Raw genomic sequence first — 24,966 nt, 5'->3', positions numbered from 1 at the left:
AATATTGAAATGAAAAAGAGTTTAAAACACATAGATGGAACTTCCGATAAGTTCTGGGAGATCGAAGTAACAGGATCTCAATTTACAGTAACCTACGGCAAAAACGGAACAGCGGGAACCACTCAAACCAAGACATTTTCTACCAATGAAGAATGCCTGAAAACCGCAGAGAAACTGGTCGCAGAAAAAATAAAAAAAGGCTACTCAGAAAGGGATGATGTTCGTGTCGCTTCAGAGCCCAAAACAGATAAAGCAGCAATCGAGTCTATTTTACAAGAATACGACAATATTATAAAGACAAAAGATATCGATCTCTTACTGCCTTTTCTGAAAGAAAATTCAAAAGATAATATTGAAATTTTAAAAGAACATATTAACGAAAATAAAAGATACTGGACGCAAGGCATAACATATAGCGAACCTGAATTTCCTGAAAAGGAAAACAGTAAGATTGTAAATAGGTGGGGAACTAGAGGAGATTTTCGTCAAAAAGAAATCATCGCATTGAGCGGTCTTGCATTATTTAATAAAAAAGAAATCAATTCCTGGGATCAGTTTTTAATATTATTAGAAGAAATAGAGTTAAAACCCCAAGCATTTGATATTTTATTATGGGCCAAACCCACTTGGTTAGAAAGTTTCATTCTGGATAGATTTAGAAGAAGAAGAAACAGAACAGTTCCTAACTATCTTAATCTCCGCAAGTTGGAAGATCATAATTTCATACAATTTAACCCGGAATTATATGCTTTAAGTTTAAGTAGGATTTGGGCGTATTGTGATGAGAACAAGGATATACAAAAAATAGATGTCATTACTAAATTACTGAATGATAAAACGGCATATAAAAGAGATATTCCTGAGTTATTTAACTATGAAACAAATTTGTATTTTGAATATTTTAATTATGAAGAGAACATAGAAAGTTTTATATGGAGAACTATTTACAAGTCGTTGCTAGAAGAGAAAAAAATGAATCGATCTTTTTTTATCGAAAATGCTTTTCAGATTCAGACCAAAGAATGGAACAATAATCTGAAATTATTTTTTAGAAAAAGATTAGAGGAGTTTAATGTTACGGTAGAAGAACTTATTGTGCATCAGGAAAATATATTCAATCTTTTACACTATACCTATCCTCTTATTACGAATTATGGCATCGAATTGGTAAAAAAAATCTACGATCATCCTAAATTCAAAACGAAATCGTTTCTCGAATGGCTGGAACCACTTATGATGCGAAGCGACTGCAAAACGACAATAAAAAGCGTCTTGCCCATTTTAGAAAAAATTGGCAAAACCAATCCGAAATTAAACAATTCGGTAGCTTCAATTATAGCAGGTATTTTTGTGATTGCCGATTTGACTTTACAGGAGCGAGCAAGTAAAATACTCTTAAAAATAGGTTCTGCGAAGGATAAAGCGCTTAAAGAGAAACTGTCTTCTTACGCTTCATTAATGCAGGGAAACATTAAATCGAATTTGAAACAGTTGATGAATAAAGATTCATTCACTGTGGATGATGCCGGTTTTGAAGAATATGCATTTGCTCCCAAAAAAGAATTACTGCTTATAGAAGAAGTTATATTACCAAAGGATTGGAATGCTCTTTTATTTCATTTTAAAAATTTTATTTATTCAGACGAAATATTGGATGCAGAAATTCTAATGAATGCCTATATTCAGCAACGAGATTTATTCCCTGCCGATTGTAGTGCATATTATCAAGGAGGAACGTACGGTTTTTGTATTCATAGAGAAGAGATGAGTAAATTCTTGCAAGAAAAAATGAGTAATACAGGAGTTAAAACTCCTTTTTGGCAGTACTCAAAAATAAACACCTATTTTTTAATTAGACCCTTATTAGAAAAAGTAGAGCATAAAATCGAATTCAATTCGAAGCTGCCATTGCTTTCCTTTCCAAGTCATAAACCCTATTGGGTGGCTCCAAAGGTTTTATTAGAAAGGATTATTGCTTATCAGAAAACTAATGAAGAAATTGATCTTTTAGATTTAGCAATTGCAATTGCCAGAATGCCTAGAGAAAATGTCGCAGAGGCTATTCCGTTATTAGATCAAGTTGAAGGGGAGCTCAAGTCTTTGCTGTCATTTTGTTTGGGTGTAAACGAAAAAATCGAATTAAATCCGAAATCTTTATTCCCCAAAGGATTGCCTATGGATAGAAAGGGCAATCTAGAAACTGAAATCATGGTTCTTTGGGCTGTTGCAGCACGAACTTTTTACCCTAATGCTACTTTTTCTGAATTTGAAAATACGTATCTAAAAGATGTCCCGTTTGTTGTCAGTCCTTTTGTACCAGAAATCATATTTAATGAAGAATCGAAGGAATGGTACTATATAAACGGTGAAATAACTCGATCACCCTCTTGGTATGAGTTAAGGTTCGATATGCCTAATTATGCAGAAATACCAAATTATTTGTTGTACAGTTTGGATATTTATACAAGATCCAGAAGGTGGGAAAACAATTTAAACGAAGCTGGAAATATGTTTTACTGGCATAGTCTTACACCTCAAAACACAGATGCACTGGCACTGATCTTATTAGAATCCAGCTATACCACAAGTGGAGTAAAACAGGAATTAAAAGGATTCTTGAATTTGATAAGTAGACCAGAATTTCAGTTTTCAGATATCAGTTTGCTTTTGTATGCATGTTGTTTTTTTCAGGAGAGTAAAGAGATAAAGTTATTGGCCTCAGACGAATTAATTAATTTAGTTGAAAGGCAAGCAATCGATGTTGATACTTTAGCTCAAAAATTCGCTTTTCTGTTAGCAGGAAATTACGGGGTATTCTCACGCATGACAGATTGTATTATTACTTTAAAAGATGTCTCACCCTTACATAACAGTTCTTTATTAAAACTGTTAAACTCTCTTTTTGAACATTTAGATGTAAAAGAAAAACTGCCTGCAAATTTCAAGAAACTAGTCGAAAATTATATCGATGTTCTAACAAAAACGAATCAAAAACCAGCAGAAAAAGCAATTACTTTTTTTGAGCAATGGAAAGATAATCCTTCGCTTAAATCCCTGATTAAGCAGATTTCAAAATAAACTTTACTTAAACATATTAAAATGAAAAAGAGTTTAAAACACATAGATGGAAATTCCGATAAGTTTTGGGAGATCGAAGTAACAGGATCTCAATTTAAAGTAACCTACGGTAAAAACGGAACAGCGGGAATTTCGCAAACTAAAAGTTTTGCCACCGAGGAAGAATGCCTGAAAACTGCCGAGAAACTGGTGGCAGAAAAAATAAAAAAAGGATATTCTGAAACGGATGATGTTCGTATCGTTTTAAAGCCCAAAACGGATAAAGCAGTAATCGCAGCTATTTTACAAGAATACGACGATATTATAAAGACAAAAGATATCGATAGGTTATTGCCTTTCCTGAAAAAAAATTCAGAAGACAATATTGAAGCTTTAAAAAAACACATTAAGGAATGTAAAAGCTATTGGACCGAATACGTACGTTGGGTTCCCAAAAATAAAGAAACCTACAATATTGAAGTTAAACCAGGAATGAGTGCAGATTTACTTCCAATTATGATAGGGGAAACGAGAGGAGATTCTATTCAAAAAGAAATTATTACGTTGAGCGCTATTGCATTATTTAGCAGAAACCAGATTAATCCTTGGGATGAAGCGCTTCACTTGTTAGACGAAGCAGATCAGAAACCGTATGTATTAGAAGTCCTTCAATGGGCAAGGCCAGATTGGCTGGAAACTTTTATTCTGGGTAAAGTGAGAAGATCAGTAGAGTGGCTAAGGTTTAGATACACTATTTTGCGTCAGTTTGAAGAGTTGGGATTGATCCAATTCAATCCAGAATTATTTGCTATGTGTTTGGCGCTATCAAATGATTGGAAATATGAAAAGGGAATAGAATTTGTTATTGCTAAGTTTTTGGCAGATAAAACAGCTTATCAGCGAGACATTCCTGAAATATTCAATTACGAAACGGCTGTTCATAAAGTTTTCTTTAGGTATAATGGTCAGCAAAGCGATAATCTGTTTAGTATTTGGGCGCTTTTCTACAAATCTTTACTTGATGAGAAAAAAATGGATCGTGCTTTCTTTTTTAAAAATACCATTCAAATTCAAACCAAAGAATGGAAAAATGATCTGAAGACTTTCTTTAGAAAAAGAATTGAAGAATTCAATCCAACAGAAGACGAACTGATTATACATCAGGAAAATATTTTTTCGCTTTTACATTGTTCGTTCCCTCCTATAACCAGCTACGGAATCGACTTGGTAAAAAAAATATACGATCATCCTAAATTTAATGCCCAATCATTTCTGGAATGGCTCGAGCCTTTAATGATGCGAAGCGACTGTAAAACAGCCATCAAAAATGTGTTGCCTATTCTTGAAAAGTTAAGTGAGGCTAATCCAAAATTGAACACTGCTATAACATCCATTATTGCACATGTGTATGTAATTGAAGACCTGACTTTGCAGGAACGTGCGACAAAAATTATTATGAAAATTGCTAATGCAAAAGATGAGGCTCTTAAAGAAAAGCTGTTATCGTACGGTACTTTAATACAGGGAAGCATCAAATTTGATTTAGCTGCCTTCTTAGGTCAGGATGCTTTAACCATTGCTGATACCTCATTCGAAGAATATAGATATATCCCCAAAAAAGAATTGCTGCTTATAGAAGAAGTTACATTGCCAAAGGATTGGAATGCGATTTTATTTCAGTTTGGAAAATTTATTTCTTCGAGAAAAGTGTTAGATACTGAAATCCTGATGAACGCCTATATCCAGCAGCTTGATTTATTTCCTGATGATTACAGTGAACAATTACAGCCGTATGTACGGCAGATTGAAAGAGAGTCTTTATCTCTTCATCAAAGAGAGATGAAGAGATTCTTATGCCAAAAAATAGCCAATATCAACGTAAAATTTGACGGTGGTTTTAGAAATCGATCTGAAAAAACTATCAATGGTTTAAGTCTACGCTTATTAGAAAAAATACAGCTTAAAATGGAATCCAATTCTAAGCTGCCATTGCTTTCTTTTCCTAGCCATAAACCCTATTGGATTGCTCCGAAGGTTTTATTGGAAAGGATCATTGCTTATCAGAAAACAAATGAAGAAATTGATTTTGTAGATTTAGCCTTTGCAATTGCCCGTATGCCCAGAGAAAAAGTCGAAGAGGCAATTGCTTTATTAGATCAAGTTGAAGGGGAACTTAAGCCTTTGTTGTCATTTTGTCTGGGTGTAAGCGAAAAAATCGAATTTAATACGACCTCTTTAGCTTCAAAAGATTTGCCTGAAGAGGAAAAAGGCAATCAGGAAAACATGATAGCGGTTTGGGCTGTTGCGGCACGAACTTTTTATCCTACTGCTGTTTTCCCCGAATTTGAGACTACCTATTTAAAAAATATTTTCTTTGTGGGAGCTCCTTATAATCCAGAAGTGATAATTAATAAAAAATGGAGTGACTGGACTTTCGAGGATGACAGTTATGAAAAATACGGGGCTTATAGTTATAGGCGTAATAGTGAGTGGCTTAACATACCTAGTTATTATAAACTTCCAAATGAGTGCTTATTGTATAGTCTTAATATTTACCACGATGAGATCGCCATTTGGGTCAGTGTCAATTCCTGGCACAGTTATACGCCACAAAATTCAGATGCATTGGGGATTTTTTTATTACGATTTAGGGATGGTGGTCAACCAAAATTGCAACTAAAGGCATTTTTGAATCTGACAAGTAAACCGGAATTCCAATTCTCAAATATCACGTTGTTTTTATTTTGCAGTTGTTTCTTTGAGGAAGATAAAGAGATAAGATTATTGGCAGCAGAAGAATTAATTAATCTGGTCGAAAGACAGGAGATAGATATGGACGCATTTGCTCAAAAACAAGCTTTTTTGGTATCCAGAAATCATGGCAGGTTCACACGTATCGCAGACGGTATAGGCGCCATAAAAGATGTTTCGCCTTTACAAAACAGTGCATTACTGAAATTCTTCAATGTCTTTTTTGCTCATTTGGAGTTACAGGAACTACCGACAAATTTCAAGAAAATGGTCGAAAACTACGTCGATGTTTTGATCAAAACCAACCAGAAACCAGCAGAAAAAGTAATTACTTTTTTTGAGCAATGGAAAGACAATGCTTCGCTTAAATCCTTGATTAAGCAGATTTTAAAATAACAAAACATGACAGATTTAGAATATAATTATAAAGGAATTTCGACCTACAGCAAGACAAAGGGAATCAATAATCTGGTTCTGGCGCACCAAACCGAAATTGAAGAAATCAATAACATACCCTGCTTTTTCTGGGGAAGTTTGACTGATCCTTATATTACTGCAAAATGCTGGACTACAATTGCCAAAGTAGTTCGTACCAGTTTTGGTCCCGTTCCGCCAAGTTTGCGTGATCCTATTGTTTCGGCAGGATCAGAACGATTGCGTTTTGAAGGCTTTTCGTCCTGTAATGGCGTATATGTACGACTGGACATGAAACCCGAAGCCATTGACGGTGAATTTATTGCCAGCGGAACAACCAATGTCGATTTTAATGATCCAATGCTTAATGCGTTGAATGCCATTCAAAAAAACGAAAAAGTAACGCTTGCTGTAGGTCAGCAAGACGTTCAGGTAATTACGAGCAAGGCAAAAGTGATCGAAAAAAAAGTAACCTTACCCCTGCGCTGGATCAAAGGCCTAACAAGCGTTCAGCTCTATCTGGCAGATATGGATCTAAAGTTTGAACTCAATAAAATTCAGACCATACAATTGTTTCAAAGTTTACCAAAAGGAAATATAAAAGGTGATTTTTTTATTAGCAAAAGAGCCGGAAAATTTGTGCTTTCGACTTTGACAACAGCTGACAGCGTGCGTATAGGAGGAGTGCATCGATTACGATTGTTAGAAGGAATTCTTTCTATCGTCGATAAAATCTTTGTTTACGAATCATCAGATCAACAAACCTGCTCGATTGTCTGTGAGTTTGGCAAAATGCAGCTGCTAATGGCATTTTCGCCAGATCCCTACCGCGGTTTTTCAGGCGAAGGAAACGTTCTGGAAACCATGACCGAGAACTTACCAATCGAATGGGTTTATGGTTTAAACAGTTTACTAAAGTCAAATGAAACTTTTGACCCAACAATGCTTTCAATAGAAAACAACATTGATTTTGGAACCATGGATAATCTGACCTCTAATTTATCTTCAATGGGTTTATTAGGCTATGATTTAAGCGAAAAATCACATTTCTACCGTCGTCTCCCGTTTAAAACCGAGCGAATTTTGTCATTAAACCCCAGACTTAAAAATGCAAAAAAACTAATCGATAATGAAGATATCCAAATCGTAGAACGAAAAGCCAATTATATCGAAGCTAAAGTAAAAGGTACAGGCGTTTTACACAAAGTAATTATCGATGCTAATTCGCAAAAATGCACCTGTGACTGGTTTACAGCTTATCAGGGCAAAAGAGGAATTTGCAAGCATATTCTGGGCGTTAAGATGATGATCTCCTAACAGTAATGCCCTTTTCTTAAAACAAAAATTGCCCCACCATAGCGGGGCAATTTTATAATCCTGAATTATTGTATATATAAGCCTTGTACAAAGCGGACTTACGTTTAAGCGTTGTGGTTGAATTACGATCCTATGATTTATCTCTAAATAAACCACTACTCCCCTTTCTTTTCAATCTATACTGTTAACTGCAAAAAAACCACATCAAACTGTCCTTTTAAGCTTTACCATTTATACGAATAACAACCAGTTATTCGGTCATTCGACCAGTTATTTCATCGTTCTGCCAGTTATTTAAACCTCCTGTTATTATCTATAACAGTGGGTTAAATTCGCGTAAATTTTACATGCAAAAATGCAAAAAATACATATAACGTAATTACTTTTTTCAAGCATTAAAAAATTACACATCACTTAAAATATGACAAAGCACTTTTTAAAATAATCATAACTTCTAAAAATAAAGCGGAATGAACACTCCAATATTACCCTTGACAATTAATGTAAAAAAGAAAACCGTCTATGGTCTTATAATCTTTTTTTGTCTTTTGTTACTTCTCAGCATCAGTTTCTTTTGGGAAGGATCCAGGCATCTTTTCACAGAAAACTACTACTGTCCCGAACTTCTAATCATTGGATTAGTGGGTACTATTCTCCTTTTAATCCAATTATATCGTCTTATTAAAATCTTACAATTAACTAATGGTTTTGCAAAATTATCTGATTCAGGCATTGAATTTTTTGAGAATAAATATTCAGGAATAGGTTTGGTTCCGTGGAGTGCCTTAAAAGGGTATAGTGAAGAAAAAAAAACATTGTGCATTTATGCCAAAGAATCAGAGATTTTCATCAATAAAATTACTGATATAAGAACTCGCAAAAAAGCCATTAAAAAGAGTATTGGTAATCGTCTCTTATTTTCCCTAAATCTGACCTTAATAGAATATGATGAAATAACATTAAAAAAAATATTGCACAAAAAAATTGAAGAAAATAATATCGAAAAAGATTCCATATCGATTCATGATTAACTTATAAAATACATTGTTTAAATCTAATACATAAAAAAAGATGATTTATTATTACCAAATTAAATATACACCACTGTCAGCTAAACTTATACCTAACGAAGAATGCCCGGTATGTGGTAAAAAAAATAGTCTCGAAGTGGTACTTTACATGAGATACCTGAGATCATTAGTTCCTTTTTTTGGAATGGGAAGGGCAACTGAAGTTTATTGTACCTCATGTGATCATGTCATAAAAGATCCGAGTGCTCCATTTTATGCAAAAAAGAACTACTCGCCTGCAATTATTGAAGCCATTAAGAATATCAGAACTAACCACAAACGAACATGGTGGCAGTTGATATACCCATGGACCGTTTGCTGGGCAATCCTCGGAATTGCGACCTATGGGTTAATAAATCAGGAAATCAGAAAGAAAAACACTCTAAACAATGAAGAATTTTTAGAGCATCCTATGGTTGGTGATATTTACAAAGTAGCTATTTATCCTCAATTTACAGATATAAAAACAGTCGGAAAACAGCAAGTATTGACCTTGTTTAAATTAAAACAGATAAATGGAGATACCCTTTCGATGGTTTGCAACAAAGAACATGCTATAAATTATGGTTATGAGGAAAGTGATTGGGAAAACTTATCCAGAAACGATGATGCATTTGAAACTAGAATCTATAAGATTAGTTTTAAAAAACTTATGGACACGATCTCAGAAAGACCGATTTGGCAATACTACAACAAAACTACTCTGGATTCTATTCGTAAAAATTCCCGTGGCAATGCTGCAGTCAGTCAGTATATCGGTCAATTACACCGTTCGAGTGGCGAAGTAAATATAATTGAAAGACCTTAACCAATAATTAAAAATAAAGTTATGTACGAAAAAAACAACGTTGCTGTCGCAATATTAAATGGTAATCTGGAAGAAGCTCATGAGCTTATGAAAAACGGAGAACAACTATCAGGTCAATATGTAAAAAATAATACTTCCAGAATATTTGAGATCCTAATCGACAAAAATGCGATCGATCTAATAGACCTTTTAATTGTAAACGATTTTATAAAGACTGATATTTATGAATATGATAGTTTTGAAAATTCAATCTTTTCAAGTATTGCTTACCTATCCAACTCTGGTAATGTTGCTATAAAATTTGTAAATGAACTTCTAAAAAGATTCAAAAATATTAACGACGAAGTAAATGACCAAACACTTTTAGGATATTGTCTTTTGGAGGGTACTGATCCAGCTATTATCGAAGAACTGATTGAAGGAGGCTGCAGGGTTGATTACAAAAATAATGCAAACGAAAACTTTATTTATCAGGTAATCAATGAGTACAGACTGAGTTCTGAAACAGGAATGAATTATTTAGAAATTCTCACGAGAGAAGGTGTAGATATAAATCAAAAAAACATAGCTGGAGTAACTCCACTTATGCTTGCTGCAAAAAAACGGAAAGAAAGCTATTTAGAAATTCTCTTACAGAACGGAGCAAGTGCAAATGAACAGGACAACAACGGCAATAATACTTTTTACTACGCTGTAAACGAACAATTTGATTATGAAGCACTAACAAAATTACTTGAGTATGATTCAATTGACTTTGACATTCAGGACAAAAACGGCAACAATCTATTTTGTGAATTTTTACGCATGATGGAAAATGACGATAATCAAATAAAAATATTAGAAAAATTAATTGAGGCTGGCGCAAATTTTGAACAATCTGGTTCATATTACGGAAACACAAAATCGGGATACGACTGGCTAGCTGAAAAAAAATCATCAATATTAGAGTTCGCCTTAAAATTAAATAGTTTAGACCTGGATTTTCAAGATAACTTAGGAAATACTTTACTACATAAAGTCTGTTCTTATGACTTAAACTATGATAGAGAAGCTACAAGAGAATTATACAAAAAAACGAAAGTGTTATTAGAAGCAGGCGCAAATCCCGATATCACAAATAATAACAATGAAACGCCTCTTACACTAGCGCAACAGGACAATTTGAAAATTAAAACTGTAGAATTACTAATGTCAAATAAGTAATCTTAGTAACAAAATGTAAAGTCTACTCTAATAAAAATTAAATTAAAAAAATATAAGAATATGTCAATGTCATTTGTAATTGCCTGCGAAAATGGTAATAGAAAGATAGCAGAATTATTACTGCAAAATAATGAAATAGATGTAAAATATACTGATGAAAAAGGCCGTACAGCTTTACATTATGCCGCATATAACGGTTATCAGGACATAGTAAAAATTTTAATAGAAAAAGGTGCTGATATAAATTATGAAGATCATGACGGAGAAACCCCAATTTATTTTGCCTGTTTGCAAAAACAAAAGTCTGTCGTGATTTTTTTGCTGGACAATGGCGCTAAAGTCGATATCAACGATAAACTGGGAAATAGTTTTCTACATCTTACTGCTCAAACAGGTCAATTAGAATTAATTCAAAAACTGATTCTTAAAGGGGTAACAATTGATGCTGAAAACAATGCAGGCGATACTGCTCTTTTAATTGCTTCCGGTTTAAGAAACAAGGAAATTGTACAAACATTAATTAATGAAGGAGCAAATATAAATGCTACAAATAAAAATGGGAGCACCCCTTTAATCTACGCAGTTAGAACCAAAAACATTCCCATAATTACAATATTATTAGAAAGCGGAACTGATATTAATTACGTTAATCAATCTGGCGAAAGTGCCTTATTAATTGCCTGCTACGAAACCAACCGAGCAATTGCTAAATTATTAGTTGAAAAAGGGGCTGATTTATTCACCGTTTCTAAAAATGGCCTTTCCCCTATTTGGTATGCCTGTTCTAATAATCAAAAAGAAATAGTTAGTTTGTTTTTAGAGAACGGCCTAGATGTTAATTTTAGTAAACCAATTGCCGGAAACGAGGATTCAATGAATAGTTATTTAGATTGGGTCATCTCAGCAAATAATCTGGCTTTTGACGACGATTTAGCACTAAACAATTACGAATACGGAGGAGAAAGTTTATTGCATATCGCTGTAAAAAACGGTAATCTAAGCATGGTAAAGTTGTTAATCGATAACGGAGCTTCTATAAATATTCAGGACGAATCAGGAAATACCCCTTTGCATTATGCTGCCGCAAATGGTAAAAAAGACGTTGTTAAATACCTATTAGACAACAATGCTGACGTAGGCTCTGTAAACGTAAAAGAACAAAAAGCAATAGACTATTCTAATATAAAAGGCTTTAATGAAATTACTGAAATGCTTTTAAAACTAAGCCCTTCAGGAACAATTCTAACTTCAGAAAAGCCAACTGCTTTGGAAACAAATCCAATTCATACAAACGATCTGGCTTCGAAAAAACAAGCTTTGATGGATTTAAAGGAATTATTAGATGCTGAAATTTTATCACAAGAAGAATTTAACTTTGAAAAAGAAAAAATTCTGAATAGAAGTAACTAAAAACTGTCAGGATCTTTAATGAAAACAAAAATCGCCCCGCCATAGCGGGGCAATTTTATAATCCTGAATTATTGTATATATAAGCCTTGTACAAAGCGGACTTACGTTTAAGCGTTATGGTTGAATTACGATCTCTTTTGAGATATTTTACTCCTTTTCGCATTTAAAACAGCCAATCCATATTCGGTTATTGTACTTTCCTGTTCTTCAAGAACGGTGTTCTTCCAATGCTTTGTCACTAAATTGATACTACTTATTTTATCCATAAATTTCATTTTTATCTCTTTTTAATTTAATCTTCTCTTATAACGGGATTTCATTTCACGAAAACTTTCTTCAATTGACCAATGCCGTTTTCTCCCATCGGAATCCTGATTCATTTTCTTTGATAAATCTTTAAAATTGAAAAAAAGATTTCCTGATTTAGAATGTTTCATTGGCTCTTCATTTTGTTTTTCTGCAAAACGCTCTGCCTTTATGATTTCTTTCTTCAATTCAACAAGCACCTCAGCTTTATTAGAACATTCAATCTGTATTGCCTCTTCAGTTCTACAGTATTCGTTAAACTTTTTAAAAGGACGTGGCTGAAAATCGACCATAATCGCCGCCAAATTTATCGCATCAATATTCGATGGATTTGTTTCTCCTTTAAAGAAGGTTTCGATAGGTCTGAACTTATCTTTTTGCTCCTTAAACTTATTCTTTTTGGTGTGATCGAAATCTAAAGAGAATAAATTTCTAAAAACATTTAAATCATCCTTTGTTGGGTTGTTCTCGAAAATAAGCCAACAAAAATCACGTAGCTTTCCACGAGAAGGATTGTACAAATAATCAAAGTTTTCTCCGTTTTTTTCTATCTCATATTTTATTCGAATCGCTTTTTTATACTTTTCTAATGTATTCGTTTTCATAATATTACTTTTTTTTTAGGAATTTTCGAGAATCTCAAAAATCTACTGACCAACTATCACCTGAATGATATACAGCGTTCCTGGACTCTCGTTCCCTTCCTTCGTCTAGTGAGCTCTGATTCCATTTCTTTTACTAAAGCAAACAGACGCTCCTTAGACCTAATTATAGTTGTATGACCAAAATGATGGTCAAACGTATTTTTTTTACTCATTTGCTAGAATTATTCAAATTATACAATTTTGTTTCTTCGACTAATTCTAAACGTTTTATTCCAAAATCAGATTTTCTAACTTTACACATTCTACCATCTGAAACATGATGAAAAACAATGCCTTCAATATCATACTCCGATAAGAAGTTCTTCAAATCCTCGAACTCGAAATTTGGATTTGGAAAATCAAAAACTTCACTTCCGTGTTTAATCAGTGTATGCTTTTCTAATTTTTCAGGATTCCCCTGTACCTTAGGTCCACATAGTTCGAATGTTCCATCTGTTTTGATCTTTAAATTATCAAAACCTTCAAAGAAAAATCGATCTTCAGATTTCGAACGATCGCATTTTAGCCAATGCGGATGATGTCCTGTAATGGTATCTGCTTCCTGGCATGCAATCGCACCGAAGGGAATTACACGTCCTTTTTTGGCGTCAAATCTTTTAAATAATTCTCCGTTAATAATCGCAGCGGCCGAGCCATCAAACTTTCTTGTAGCAATAGCCTCTCCGGTTATAACCCATTTGTTTTCATCACAAATTTTATTAATCACTTTTGCCAAATCCGTAGGGTCTTTTGCAAATAATGTGCCTATCTTTTTCATTTTTTTGTTTTTTAAATTAGACTTGTTTTTTCTTTTCTCGCAAAGTCGCTAAACCGTAAAGTTTTATTTTTGCTCCTTTGTCCCTCTGTACCTTTGCTCCTTAAAAACAGACACAAAAAAAGCACCCGATTAAAGGTGCTTCATGAGATCTAACAAGATATGACTATCCTATTGCCTGTATTCATGCACCTGTATGATCAAACATTCCGAGAAAAAACCCGCGTTTGATAATTTTGTGATATATGTATTTTTATTAAAGTCCATTTTGTGTATTGTATTATAAAATCATTGTTATTAATCGAAACTCGTTCTCCGTGTTTTCTTCGGCAAAGATAATGTCAAAAAAATCATACTTCCAAATTTATCATTCACATAACTAGCTGAATTACAAATAATTAAATCCTTAATTTGAGCCATAAAAACCCCTGTCCGCTTATCGAAGCAGCTCTTTTTTCAAATCAAATGACTGTTACTCATCAGATTACTTTTCAAGACTATATTTTGGTATTTTTATAATTCATTAAACATTTAATGTGTTATTTCTTCAATTATTTTTTCGTTCATACTTATTTGTAATTATTTTCCGTTATTTTTCACCTTGCTGAGTTGTCGCTAAAAACAAAAAAAGCGCCCCGATGAGGACGCTTTTATATATTTATGTTGACTTTGTAACTACAATTTACACTTCAATTCATTAAAATACATATCACATCCTGAGCCTTTAGCAGGGGCAAATCCCGCCAAACGATCACTATATAGTCCTACTGACCAATTGATATTTATATTTTTCATTTCCATTTCAGGAGCAAAAGTAAGTGTTTTTATTAACATAATTTAACATTTGTACCTTGTTAGTACTAAAAATTTTATCGCACGCTAACAATTTTAGTCTGAATCTTCATTTAAAAACCCAACAAAACGGAATCGTTTTATGCGTAGGTTTTATCAATCTGACTTAAAATGGTCGGATCCTGTATTTCATTGTCTTTTGCAAACATTAAAACTTTAGACATTACCTCTGCTGATTTTGGATCATCGTCTGCAAATGGAAGAAACAAACGACCTCTATGCTGCGAGTGAATTGGCAACACCGACAAATATTTGCCCGGAAGCTGATGCACTACCGCACTTCCTAAATGTATGCTATATTCTGCCATTTCTCCTTTTACTATGGCGTGACTTCCTGTGATTTCTACATTTTTCACTTTAAACAAACGCAACGTTTCTCTCAATAAAACAGCTCTCATTTCGATAGAAGAATGACTGGCTTCAGGATCGACACCTCCTACGTGTGCTACACTAACCACCAAATCGATATCACGCATTACTTCAGAGAAAATCCTTGGATTTATGTCTTCAAATGCAATGTTTTTATAGTCCTTTAACGAATGAAACTCAATGGTTTCTAAAGTTGCGCCCTCTACATCTGCCGGCGAAAACCAATCGGCCATAGCATACATTTTTACCTGATAGCCTTCTTTATGAAAAACTTTCTGCAGACCTTCTTCATAATCTACTTTCCATCCTCTGGTTTTCAATAAAGCCAAGGTTTGCTTAGGCTGTACCTGATGTCCGGCATAACGTCTCGAAATTGCTTTTTCTTTTAATTCATCCGGAGTTGGAACATACAATTCTCTGAATACTTGTTTAAATGGCTGTTGCAATTTGTTGTCAAAACAGTAGCTTTGATAATCAATCCAGACGTTATTTTTATGCAAATCATCACAATGCGCGATTCTAAAAGTCTGCTTGTCATTTAGTGCTATAACTTCACCTAAAGCTGTAACCAGATTCCCATCAATATAAAAACCTATTTTAGCATCATTTGACACAAAAACTAATTTTTCAAGATGTTTGGAAATGATTGGATGCTCAAAAAGATTCTGCATCTCGGCAAACAAAAATTCATCGCCACGAATCATACTTTCTTCCAGTCCTTTTCTTGAGCGTGTCCATTGCTCGCGCATGGTTTTTCTGTAATTGGTTAATTCCAGAATTGCTTTGTCTTTTTTATATTTTGGCGGAATTGCTTTTATCTCTTTATCTCCTTTAAAGGTAACCAGATCTGCTTTTCCTTCATTGTTGATCACTAAACTTACCGTTACATCATCTAATTTAACCTCTGTTTCTTTTGATAAGATGTTCTGCACTTGTTTTGTCTCCATTGCCCAGGTCAGACGAACAGGGTCCGGATAACCTGCATTTCGAGCCAAATTTTCAAGTGCAACTCTTATAGCCAAACCTTCGCTGGCTTGTTTCATCGAACCAAATTCTTTGCTTTCTTTTTTAAATTGCTGCAAATATTCATAACGTGCCAGAATATCTTTTTCAGGACCTGTTTTGCTTAAAGGCACTAATCCGTAGACTCTTAAATAATCCTGATCTCGTTTGTCTTTTACTTTGGCCGTCACCTCCCTAATTTTCAAATCTCCTGTAATGGTATCAGCATACAATCGTGCACGTCTGTGTCCGTTTCCGTCTGAAACATATTTCGCTGATTCGTATAAAAGTTCCCATTTGGCTTTACCCAATTGTTTGTAAGCCGATACGAACCAATCTTTATCTACCGCACCATCTTTAAAATCCTGCAAATCAATTGAGGAGAATTTCGCCATTTCGCTTTCCAGTTCCGCATTTACGGCATTGTAGCTTGCCGTTTTGGTATGTGCATGAAACCACCAGATTCCTTCATCAAGACCTTTCCAATCCAGATAATTGCTGATTAACTTTTGCCATTGCGGTGCATATATAGCTGTCTGAATCAATCGTTCTTCTGATATTTTGGCTTTTTTAATAGCTTCATTAAAAACCTCCTGTGTATCTGATTCTATCGGATAACATCTTTTTAATAAATAACTAAACAATTTTTGTTTGGTTAAATCGGTGTAACTCCACGAATAAATATATCCTTTGTACAAACTTGCTTTACCGAGCGCAGTAAGCATTTCGACCAAACGGTTGATTCCAAAAATTTTCTGGAAACTTTGAACCAAATGAGTTACAGCAGTGTTTGAATCTCCCCTTTTAACTTCGATATCCAAAAATGTTTCGCGAATTTTATCAACCATCGGAACTAGAAACGGGAATTTTTTAATGAGTTCTTCGCTTCCAAAATGTCTATAATGTCTGGTTTCACCCGTTAAAACCGAAATTCTTTCACTTTCTAAAATACCTTCGTACAATTCACCTTCGGTAATTATTTTTTGTTCAAAAGCCACAGCATACAGATAAATTGGCGGTTTATTTAAACCTATATTTTGTTCTAATCCGTTTAACTGTCTCCATCTATACAGATTCCAAATCTTATCATTTTGCTCCTGTGTTAAATCATCTAAATTGATTTTATTCAAGTAAATATCAAAAAAGTTCTGGTTTTGCCAGCCATTCCCACGATCTGAACTGTAATAATACTCGTCTTTTGCAGGCTTGTACTCAAATTCTAATACCGATTTTGGAAGATCAGCATACAAAGTACTACAGGCATCAATTAAGAAATCTGTTTTTTCTTTAAAGGAGTATTTTAACTGTAAAGCATTCAGAATATTTAAGATTGCATTGTCCCAATCATAGCCTCTTTTGTTTTGGTGTGGCAATAATTCTTTATAATAAAAAATATGTTTTTCGAGAAAATCACGCCATGTTTTTCTGTCGGAGCTGCTTATTAAAGTCAGTAAAAATAAGTCTCTTTCGGCCAGACCTGAGTTTTCAAACCAGCCGGACCAAACCTCATACAAAGGGTAATTTGTTGCTGCTAATTCTGAATTCTTTTCGTCTTTTAGATTTTTTATTGGTCTGAAACTATTTCCCAATAAAATTGTCAATTTGCTGTTGTCGTAGTTTTCGACTTCGTATTCGTAATTTTTGTTGTCTTCATACAATTGGTACAACTTCGAAATTTCGGTCTTAATGTGCGACATCGATTTAGAAAAACCGTATTGTTCTGCCTTAACCGCTTTGGCATACAGGGAATCTGTCTCTACTTTTGGTAGGCCATAAGGAGAAAGGACATTTGGCGTGTAAAAACCGTATCCGTTTTCGGCACTTAGAATACTTTTCTTTTTTGACGGTTCAAGCTGTTCGATAAATTTGGTTTCCTTCTCTGTGATTTTTGGTCTTGCCGAGTAAGCCGCAACCCAATCGTTAACTTTATCTGTCAGTTTGCTATTTTTCTGAAGTTGCAACATAATGTCCAAAGCCGACATACGCTGCTCCATATCACCTTTTTCTAAAATTCTATCTACAAAAGAAGTCACTTTTTGATCTTCCTGTTTCAACAATATTGCTGTTAGGTTCTTCTTTAAATTAGAATTTTTACGTTTATACAATTCCTGAAAAATTGCCAGTTCATCTTCTGTTAACGTCAAATTACTTAAAGTTGAGATAGCCGAAGCCACCAAAGATTCTCCTCTGTCTTTTAAGATTCTCAATGCAAAACTTCTTTGAAAATCTGTTGGTGCCTTTTTTTCTTTTCCGCTATTGCTTTTAAAACTGTAAAATGAATAGCAGTAATAATCCCCCAGAATCTGACGGGTTAATTTCTCTCTTAAATTAATAGAAAAACCTTCAAACTGATTTAAAATAAGTTCTAATCTTTCGTTATTGTCTCCTACCAAATTAATCGCTGCAGAATACAAAGTATCTTTTTCGAATTTTACATTTAACCATGAAAATACTTTGCCTTCAAATGTTTTTTCTTTTACGGTTATCGTCTGCGCAAGATTGTACACCTTATTAAAGAAATCAGGATAATCTGTATTCGCCGTATAATACTGCGACTTAACATTAGCCTCCAATAATGCGTTCATTCCTGGCACTGCAAATGCCAGTACCTGTAAATTTTCGTCGTCTAAAGCTTTAAAATAAAGAGGCATTTCGATGTAAGGATCGCCCGTTTCTCCTGCAAATTTTAGTGCCAGAGATTTCTTTTCAATCGAACCTTTCTCTAGTAATTCCTTTAGATAGGGAACCGTTTTTTCGACATCAAAAACTCCCTGAACCCAAAGTGCCATATAAACCTCGTTGTTATTCTTGCTTTGAATACCGGCCGGAATCGTTTCGGGATTAGAGAAATACCCCGAAGCGAGATTGATGATGTTTCGAACTGTAGTTTCTTTTTCAGAATCCCAGCCCAAGCCGGTCCAGGTATCTATTCCGCGAACAACAGATGAAAAACGGGTGAGTTTATTATCGATGATTACTTTGATCATGTATTGCAAAGCTCCAATACTGGTTTCATCAAGAGCTTCTAAAACCGTCTGACGTAATCCTTCCTGACGCTGTGCCGCCAATAATAGTTTTTCGACCAATTCCCAGCTTTCTTTTTTCTCACTGTTTAAAAGCGCTTTGATAATATTACGGGAAACCTTTCCACTTGAATCTTTGTTGAAAATGATATCTTCAAAAAGCTGAAACAGGTTTTCTCTATCCAAATCAATAGCAGCAGACCAAATCGTGTACTGATTTTTAGAATTTGAGACTTCGGTATCAAAACGAATTTGTTCTTCGATACTCAAATCATAATAAACGGTATCACCATCCTGATAACTGTAGATTTGTGAAGGATGAAGCAGAGATCGCAGAAAATTTACCCGATTAATTAATAACTGTTTTTTATTATTGGGTGCTCTGAAAGAACGTCGGGTATAACCGTCCTGATACATTTTCATCGGCAGTCGGTTCCAGGCTTCTTTAACATAAACAGTGATTTCCTTTCCAAAAAAGTAAACCAAAAGTTCGTGGTAAGTATTATCTTCCCACATATCGTCTTTTACCCATTTCTCAAACGCTGTAGCTTCTTTCGAACCTAAAGAAATATAGGTCCCGTAATAATTGTCTTTGAGTTTTAAAAGTGCCAAACCAAACTCGGCTGCTTCTTTTTTAAGTTTTGTTTTTGATAATAATTTAGAAACCAGATTGCTGTTTGCTATTTCTTCCAGTTCTTTTTTGAATCGCTTAATTGGATTCTCAATTATCTTACCCTTGATAAGATCTTCTATTTTCATACTGTATTATTTTGGTTATAGGTTATAAGTTGCACGCTAAGCAACAACATAAATTAAATTTTGCGTTTGACATTGATTTTTGAATTGTCATTGCCATTGATTTTTGCCATTGACATTGCCATTGAAATCTTACCAGTAGCTTCCCGCCAGGAACGTAAGCCTGATAAAAGTGACGGATTTGTTTTTGGATAAATCGATTTCTTCAGTTAAAGTTTCCAGCTGATCATCGCCATAGAAAATGGCATATAAACCGTCTTCAAAAGCTACAATGGCATTTTCCTGTGCTTTGACCAAATCAACTTTGTTGTGGTTGTAAAGTGCGCCAAAACCAACTTTTCCCGTATCGGTTAAAATGGGAAGGTAATTTTCTTTTGGAAGATGGATTTTGTCTTCGTCCTCAAACTCAAAGGAAGAAGAATGAAACAACTCTACCTGATGTTTTACGATTAGTTCTAAGAAAGTACGAACAGTAACGATTGAAGTGGTAGTATCTAAACTGATATTTTTTTCCTGAAGTATAGGATGTTTTTTTCCTAATTGCCTGACTGATATACTTATATTCATTTTTTACTGGCTTTTATTTGAAAGTGTAAAATAATAAATAATAAAACAGGTCGGTTTAAAAACAATGTATTTTATTGTTAAAAAAAGTATTTTAACATACTTGTGCATTTAATTTTAAAAAAAATACCCTGCGAATTAAAACTCGCAGGGTTTGTGTAATTATTACTGTATTTTTCTTAAGTTTTTTTTACTGAAAAATTACAAACCGACTTTAATTTGCTTTTATCACACTAATTTTTTCCAATGTTACTTTAGCATCTCCGCCTCCGGTCTTTTTAATTATAACTTGAAAATTCGCATCCGTATTCACTAAGTCATCTGAAATATAGTAGGCATATTTAAGTTTTACCCCATCTTCACCAATTTCATGATTCTTCCCAATTCCGTGATCATGAGCAACTCCAAAGAAAGTCATCATTCCAACATACTGGTCTTTTTTTCCGGGATAACGCAAATAAACCGTATAATAATCACTTGGCTCTTTGTAAACGGACACATCCAAATTCAGAATTAATCTGGAATTGGCAGTTCTAAAAACTTTGTTCGTATTTCTTGCAAAGGTACTGTTCACTTTATGAGAAAAAGCAGAAGTTCCTAATACTTTACCTACTTTCTGTTCCCAAATTACTTCTTCTTTAGCATCCTGAAATGAGATCCTGGTTTTTACTTTATTTTCATTAGCCGCTAATACCGGAGTTTTAGATCCGTAAAGCAAATCATCGTATTTGTAATCTAAATTAAAAACGATATTGTACACTTCCTCCATGGTATAAGTGATACGACCTCCGTCTGGAGTGATAAACTCATACGGCCACGGATTCGCTTTTAATTCTTCTAAACTTGGACGCTGACCAAGATCCGAAACATCCCACGATTCCCAAATACGATCGACCATACTATGATGCAGCCAAAAAATAGGATCGAATCCGGCCGACTCAACATTGGCCATTAAACCCGAAGTTACTACCTGATATATTTCGTTGTAATATTTTTCAGGCGGATGAGCATATCTCCCACCAATAAGATTGTGCATATAACCATGAGGCTGACCTTCAAGACTACTACTAAATCCGGCCTCACCTGCAAAAGAAGGGTTTTTTCTTAATTCTTCTATTGAATTTCGAATACTAGCCAACTGCTCGGGAAGGATTGGTTTTCCATTGTTCAAAATAGTATATCGCGCTGCGGTATAAAGAGAACCTGATGGCTCCCTAAAAGGTTCGGCCATAATATTCTGAGATTCTTCTTTACTGCCGTAGTTCCAGTACGGAAGTGCAAAATCTGCTTTTCCGGACAATTCTCTAACAATTTTTTCTAAATACCAGATGTACATTCTATGCCATAAAAGAAAATTTAAAGCCGCATTATTGGTGTCAGTGTGTGTACAATCTGCCCAAGCCCATAATTTATCATCAATAGTCTGATATTTAGGACAAAGCTTGTTATCCCCTGTTATCTTTTCGGGGATATTATGAATTGCGCCTTGGTAATACCAGGAAATACCCTTCTCACAGCCCGCTTCGCGCATTTTCTTAAACGCCACTTTCATCGCCTCAAGATTGGCTTTCCCCTGAGGTGTATTGGCATTCCAGCGAATATACTTCGCATCTGCTTTACTCTGACCATAGGACAATCCCGAGATCAGAATAACTAAAAATAAGTTAGTAATTTTTTTCATTTTTTTTGTTTTTGGGTTATTAATAAATTGGTAGTTAACATTAAAGCACTTCGACTTCAAAAGTTAAAATCTGAGCATACTTAGGATTTGCTTTGTCATAGATTTTAAATTTCACTGTTCCGTTGCCTATTTTGTTGGCGGGGATTACATGAATGGCAATAAATCCCTGCTGATCCGGATTGAGTTTGTTAAAAGCCGATCCTTTTGGAATTCCAATCTGGCAGGCTCCATGCTGACACATCGAACAATCCCACTCCTTGGGAAACGTATTGGATACCGTTTCCCAAACCAGATAGATCGGTTTATTAGAAATATTTTCGACTTTAATTTTTGAGATATCCAGTCGTTTATTTTTAAGGACACTTTCTTTGTTAACAGCTGTACCTACAACAGAAAATGTAGGTTTGCTTTGCGCGAATGAAGCTGAAAAAGAAAAAAGCAAGATGCAATAAAAAAAGAATTGTTTCATGATTGTTTGTTTAAATTTTAATAAAAAACCGGAATAGCCGCTTCGTATACTTTCTTTTTTAAAACCGGATCGTTAAAATGGTACACGATGTGTTCCTTCTCGCCCACGTTTTCTAAAAAAGCCAGCACTTCTATACTTTCCCCCGAATGAAGCTGAATTTTACATCCGTCAGGCAATGTTGTAACCGAAGACTCGTTTCCGTAACGCAACTGAAGTTTTACCTGAGACGGAAACACGATTTCATGAAGGTACACCCCCGAATTTACCAGGCGAAGAAGTACCGTTTCGTTTTTATGATCCAGCGCTTGCAAGCCTTTATTTTCTGTTGCAATTTTGCCATTAATGAGGAAGTATTCAGGTTTGTATTTCGGAAGAACTATGGGTTTATTACTGGAATCATACTCAGTTCCCATAATAGCATCGGTATGCCACTTGGTGTCCAATTCGTTGCTGCACCAAAGTATTTCATTTAAAGGCTGAAGCGCCACAGAATCAGGGTCCTTCGCCCGTATGATGATCACACCAAACATTCCCGCCTGAAGATTGAAAGGATAATTTTCGGGACTGTAATACAAATACGTTCCTGCTTTTTGAGCCTGAAAAGAATAGTAGCCGTGTTCCATATGATGAATCGCTTCTTCTTTCTTCAGTACTACATTTTCTTTATCCCGCTGTACAAAATCAATTTCTTTGCAGAATAAAGAGACCGGATTGCCTTGCGAAATGTTCCAAAAATCAATACTCACATTTTCGCCTTCCACAGCTTCGATAGACAAGCCGGGCAAAGTGACCTGTCCCGAAAGCGAATTCGTAAAGCCAAAAGTCCGGATGGGAACGTTATTTTTGAGAAATAGTTTTCCTGTCGTTCTCCCGATAACTAAATATTCGTTTTGAGAGAACAAAAATATAGTGCTTAGTAAAAAGCAAAAGGTCAATATGGATTTGGGGCATCCTTTCATTTTTTAACTTAAATCATTCATTGCCAATACATTCAGCAACGTAATTCAAATTTAGAATTAATGTCGGTTTTGAGACCCCGTATAAATACCTGATTTTGTAGTAAAAATCTGCCTTGAGTTTTGTTTTTTAAGAATACAATTCTTCGTGGATTGTAATGAAGTTTAAAAGTTTCTTTTTAGATTCTTTTCCTCTTTTCTTTTGTAACACTGATTTCACTAAGCCATTTTGCTTGCGCTCTGGCCTGATCTAAGGTAACAGGTTTCTGCATCGCTAATATTTTCATACTCAACTCCGCTCTTTCCTTAAATGACATTTTGTAATTCATACTTTTAAATAATCTACTTTACGATTTATGCGACAAATACTGCTTTTATAAAAGTAAGAAAAAGAATATATTTACAACAAATAAAAAGACACCCGAAAGTATATTACTAATTAGTCTTGTATTTTACGGATCGCTGTTTTTATCAAAAAAATTAAATATCTTTGAATTATGAGCACAGAAACCCGACCTAAAAATATTGGCCGAAATATCAGCCGAATAAGAGAACTTCGCGGCATGAAACAAGAGATTCTTGCAGAAGCTATTGGAGTAAGCCAGCAATCTGTTTCGAATATTGAAGCCAGCGAAATTATAGACAAAGAAAAACTAGTACTAATTGCAAAAGCACTTGGCGTGACGGTAGAAGCAATTGAAAATTTTACAGAAGAATCTGTTTTTAATTTCTTTAATAGCTTTTACGATAATAGTTCTAATACTGGTGCTCAAGGAAATACTCATAATAATCATTGCACCTTCAATCCTCTTGATAAAGTGATAGAGCTTTACGAACGTTTGGTTCAGGCTGAAAAAGATAAAGTGGAATACTTAGAGAAGTTGATGAAATTGAAATAACAGTCTCACCAAGAGAACTTTCTGATAACAAAATGCGCAAATCATCCTTTTGATTTTGCGCATTTTTTTGTTGTCATTCCTTTTTTAAAGTTGTGTCAAATTTTAAAAAAATAAAAACTTTGACACACTTTTTGTGTCAAAATAAAAATTAAAAAAAAAATTGCCACAACTTTTGTGGCAAAAATAAAAAACATAAAAAAATTGCCACAGAAGTTGTGGCAAAACAAAAATAAAAATCAAATTTGCCACAACTTTTTGTTGAGGAAGGAAGTTTTATTTCTTGAGGCACTATTTAGTATTAGACATCAAGTCCAGACGATTTGAAAATGAGTTCAGGCTGAAGGTGAAATAGGGATTTTCTCTTTCTTTTATATAAAATTGAAAAAGCGCAAATCTTTGAGGTTTGCGCTTTTTTTGTTATTTAAATTGTTTTACACTCTTAATAAATTACTTAAAATAAAGATTTTTTACTGAATAAAACTCACTTAAAACTTCTTCATAATAATCTCCTAATAACTTAAACTCTTTCTTTAGAATATTTTCATATTGATCAATCAAATTTATATGCATTCCATAAAAAGTATTTCTAAATAATTCCGAAGAATATCTGTTTTTATCTTTTACTGTTATGGTATTACTC

Annotated in this window: 19 protein-coding genes; 8 read left to right on the top strand and 11 right to left on the bottom strand. The window is 34.3% G+C overall.

Translation table 11 applies throughout. The annotated features are described in order from the left end of the window. Positions 1 to 9: 9 nt before the first annotated feature. The 7 genes from FLA105534_RS04985 to FLA105534_RS04955 all read left to right on the top strand — a co-directional run bounded on the left by FLA105534_RS04985 (position 10) and on the right by FLA105534_RS04955 (position 12,030). On the top strand, positions 10 to 3,078 hold the full coding sequence (locus tag FLA105534_RS04985; protein ID WP_173964932.1) for a DUF6493 family protein: 3,069 nt from the start codon (positions 10 to 12) through the stop codon (positions 3,076 to 3,078). Positions 3,079 to 3,099: 21 nt separating this feature from the next. Then, the gene (locus FLA105534_RS04980) at positions 3,100 to 6,204 is read left to right on the top strand and encodes a DUF6493 family protein (protein ID WP_173964931.1); all 3,105 of its coding nucleotides are present in this window, start codon (positions 3,100 to 3,102) and stop codon (positions 6,202 to 6,204) included. A gap of 6 nt (positions 6,205 to 6,210) precedes the next feature. After that, complete coding sequence (locus tag FLA105534_RS04975; protein ID WP_173964930.1) at positions 6,211 to 7,539, top strand: SWIM zinc finger family protein; 1,329 nt, start codon at positions 6,211 to 6,213, stop codon at positions 7,537 to 7,539. Positions 7,540 to 8,009: 470 nt separating this feature from the next. Further along, on the top strand, positions 8,010 to 8,570 hold the full coding sequence (locus FLA105534_RS04970) for a hypothetical protein (RefSeq protein ID WP_173964929.1): 561 nt from the start codon (positions 8,010 to 8,012) through the stop codon (positions 8,568 to 8,570). A gap of 40 nt (positions 8,571 to 8,610) precedes the next feature. Beyond that, on the top strand, positions 8,611 to 9,417 hold the full coding sequence (locus FLA105534_RS04965) for a hypothetical protein (protein ID WP_173964928.1): 807 nt from the start codon (positions 8,611 to 8,613) through the stop codon (positions 9,415 to 9,417). A 21-nt stretch (positions 9,418 to 9,438) separates the two neighbouring features. Then, positions 9,439 to 10,620, top strand: a complete 1,182-nt coding sequence (locus tag FLA105534_RS04960; protein WP_173964927.1) for an ankyrin repeat domain-containing protein — start codon at positions 9,439 to 9,441, stop codon at positions 10,618 to 10,620. Positions 10,621 to 10,680: 60 nt separating this feature from the next. Further along, complete coding sequence (locus FLA105534_RS04955; protein ID WP_173964926.1) at positions 10,681 to 12,030, top strand: ankyrin repeat domain-containing protein; 1,350 nt, start codon at positions 10,681 to 10,683, stop codon at positions 12,028 to 12,030. Between the two features lie 125 nt (positions 12,031 to 12,155). Here FLA105534_RS04955 and FLA105534_RS04950 read toward each other — a convergent pair whose 3' ends face one another. The 10 genes from FLA105534_RS04950 to FLA105534_RS04905 form a co-directional block, all read right to left on the bottom strand. Further along, positions 12,156 to 12,296, bottom strand: coding sequence for a hypothetical protein (locus tag FLA105534_RS04950; protein ID WP_173964925.1), 141 nt, complete (start codon positions 12,294 to 12,296; stop codon positions 12,156 to 12,158). Positions 12,297 to 12,317: 21 nt separating this feature from the next. Beyond that, a complete protein-coding gene (locus FLA105534_RS04945; RefSeq protein ID WP_246253168.1) occupies positions 12,318 to 12,941 on the bottom strand; it encodes a hypothetical protein in 624 nt (207 codons plus the stop codon). Positions 12,942 to 13,149: 208 nt separating this feature from the next. Then, positions 13,150 to 13,758 (bottom strand): RNA ligase 1 family protein, encoded by a 609-nt coding sequence (locus FLA105534_RS04940; protein ID WP_173964924.1) that lies wholly within the window; start codon positions 13,756 to 13,758, stop codon positions 13,150 to 13,152. Between the two features lie 672 nt (positions 13,759 to 14,430). Next, positions 14,431 to 14,589 carry a hypothetical protein gene (locus tag FLA105534_RS04935; protein WP_173964923.1) on the bottom strand — a complete coding sequence of 53 codons (159 nt, stop codon included), beginning with the start codon at positions 14,587 to 14,589 and terminating at the stop codon, positions 14,431 to 14,433. A 98-nt stretch (positions 14,590 to 14,687) separates the two neighbouring features. After that, on the bottom strand, positions 14,688 to 19,760 hold the full coding sequence (locus FLA105534_RS04930) for a DUF4132 domain-containing protein (protein WP_173964922.1): 5,073 nt from the start codon (positions 19,758 to 19,760) through the stop codon (positions 14,688 to 14,690). Between the two features lie 129 nt (positions 19,761 to 19,889). After that, positions 19,890 to 20,324, bottom strand: a complete 435-nt coding sequence (locus FLA105534_RS04925; protein WP_173964921.1) for a hypothetical protein — start codon at positions 20,322 to 20,324, stop codon at positions 19,890 to 19,892. 211 nt (positions 20,325 to 20,535) lie between these two features. Further along, complete coding sequence (locus tag FLA105534_RS04920) at positions 20,536 to 22,002, bottom strand: tyrosinase family protein (protein WP_173964920.1); 1,467 nt, start codon at positions 22,000 to 22,002, stop codon at positions 20,536 to 20,538. A 40-nt stretch (positions 22,003 to 22,042) separates the two neighbouring features. Then, positions 22,043 to 22,471 carry a hypothetical protein gene (locus tag FLA105534_RS04915; RefSeq protein ID WP_173964919.1) on the bottom strand — a complete coding sequence of 143 codons (429 nt, stop codon included), beginning with the start codon at positions 22,469 to 22,471 and terminating at the stop codon, positions 22,043 to 22,045. Between the two features lie 17 nt (positions 22,472 to 22,488). Then, positions 22,489 to 23,430 carry a multicopper oxidase domain-containing protein gene (locus FLA105534_RS04910; RefSeq protein ID WP_246253167.1) on the bottom strand — a complete coding sequence of 314 codons (942 nt, stop codon included), beginning with the start codon at positions 23,428 to 23,430 and terminating at the stop codon, positions 22,489 to 22,491. A gap of 176 nt (positions 23,431 to 23,606) precedes the next feature. Continuing rightward, the gene (locus tag FLA105534_RS04905; protein WP_173964918.1) at positions 23,607 to 23,756 is read right to left on the bottom strand and encodes a hypothetical protein; all 150 of its coding nucleotides are present in this window, start codon (positions 23,754 to 23,756) and stop codon (positions 23,607 to 23,609) included. Between the two features lie 168 nt (positions 23,757 to 23,924). On the opposite strand from FLA105534_RS04905, the gene FLA105534_RS04900 reads away from it, so the two are divergent. Next, on the top strand, positions 23,925 to 24,326 hold the full coding sequence (locus FLA105534_RS04900) for a helix-turn-helix domain-containing protein (protein ID WP_173964917.1): 402 nt from the start codon (positions 23,925 to 23,927) through the stop codon (positions 24,324 to 24,326). A 447-nt stretch (positions 24,327 to 24,773) separates the two neighbouring features. Here the strand turns inward: FLA105534_RS04900 and FLA105534_RS04895 are convergent. Further along, a partial coding sequence (locus FLA105534_RS04895; RefSeq protein WP_217427688.1) for a hypothetical protein occupies positions 24,774 to 24,966 on the bottom strand: 193 nt, incomplete at its 5' end.

Origin of the sequence: Flavobacterium collinsii (assembly GCF_902804485.1) — a bacterium.
Classification (GTDB): domain Bacteria; phylum Bacteroidota; class Bacteroidia; order Flavobacteriales; family Flavobacteriaceae; genus Flavobacterium; species Flavobacterium collinsii.
Note: the sequence above shows the minus strand (reverse complement) of the source record. Positions and strands in the feature narration are given on the sequence as shown.

What these genes read in the sequence shown, in the direction of transcription:
- FLA105534_RS04985 (WP_173964932.1), top strand. Translation starts at nt 10, where the DNA reads ATGAAAAAGAGTTTAAAACACATAGATGGAACTTCCGATAAGTTCTGG.
- FLA105534_RS04980 (WP_173964931.1), top strand. Translation starts at nt 3,100, where the DNA reads ATGAAAAAGAGTTTAAAACACATAGATGGAAATTCCGATAAGTTTTGG.
- FLA105534_RS04975 (WP_173964930.1), top strand. Translation starts at nt 6,211, where the DNA reads ATGACAGATTTAGAATATAATTATAAAGGAATTTCGACCTACAGCAAG.
- FLA105534_RS04970 (WP_173964929.1), top strand. Translation starts at nt 8,010, where the DNA reads ATGAACACTCCAATATTACCCTTGACAATTAATGTAAAAAAGAAAACC.
- FLA105534_RS04965 (WP_173964928.1), top strand. Translation starts at nt 8,611, where the DNA reads ATGATTTATTATTACCAAATTAAATATACACCACTGTCAGCTAAACTT.
- FLA105534_RS04960 (WP_173964927.1), top strand. Translation starts at nt 9,439, where the DNA reads ATGTACGAAAAAAACAACGTTGCTGTCGCAATATTAAATGGTAATCTG.
- FLA105534_RS04955 (WP_173964926.1), top strand. Translation starts at nt 10,681, where the DNA reads ATGTCAATGTCATTTGTAATTGCCTGCGAAAATGGTAATAGAAAGATA.
- FLA105534_RS04950 (WP_173964925.1), bottom strand. Translation starts at nt 12,296, where the DNA reads ATGGATAAAATAAGTAGTATCAATTTAGTGACAAAGCATTGGAAGAAC.
- FLA105534_RS04945 (WP_246253168.1), bottom strand. Translation starts at nt 12,941, where the DNA reads ATGAAAACGAATACATTAGAAAAGTATAAAAAAGCGATTCGAATAAAA.
- FLA105534_RS04940 (WP_173964924.1), bottom strand. Translation starts at nt 13,758, where the DNA reads ATGAAAAAGATAGGCACATTATTTGCAAAAGACCCTACGGATTTGGCA.
- FLA105534_RS04935 (WP_173964923.1), bottom strand. Translation starts at nt 14,589, where the DNA reads ATGTTAATAAAAACACTTACTTTTGCTCCTGAAATGGAAATGAAAAAT.
- FLA105534_RS04930 (WP_173964922.1), bottom strand. Translation starts at nt 19,760, where the DNA reads ATGAAAATAGAAGATCTTATCAAGGGTAAGATAATTGAGAATCCAATT.
- FLA105534_RS04925 (WP_173964921.1), bottom strand. Translation starts at nt 20,324, where the DNA reads ATGAATATAAGTATATCAGTCAGGCAATTAGGAAAAAAACATCCTATA.
- FLA105534_RS04920 (WP_173964920.1), bottom strand. Translation starts at nt 22,002, where the DNA reads ATGAAAAAAATTACTAACTTATTTTTAGTTATTCTGATCTCGGGATTG.
- FLA105534_RS04915 (WP_173964919.1), bottom strand. Translation starts at nt 22,471, where the DNA reads ATGAAACAATTCTTTTTTTATTGCATCTTGCTTTTTTCTTTTTCAGCT.
- FLA105534_RS04910 (WP_246253167.1), bottom strand. Translation starts at nt 23,430, where the DNA reads ATGAAAGGATGCCCCAAATCCATATTGACCTTTTGCTTTTTACTAAGC.
- FLA105534_RS04905 (WP_173964918.1), bottom strand. Translation starts at nt 23,756, where the DNA reads ATGAATTACAAAATGTCATTTAAGGAAAGAGCGGAGTTGAGTATGAAA.
- FLA105534_RS04900 (WP_173964917.1), top strand. Translation starts at nt 23,925, where the DNA reads ATGAGCACAGAAACCCGACCTAAAAATATTGGCCGAAATATCAGCCGA.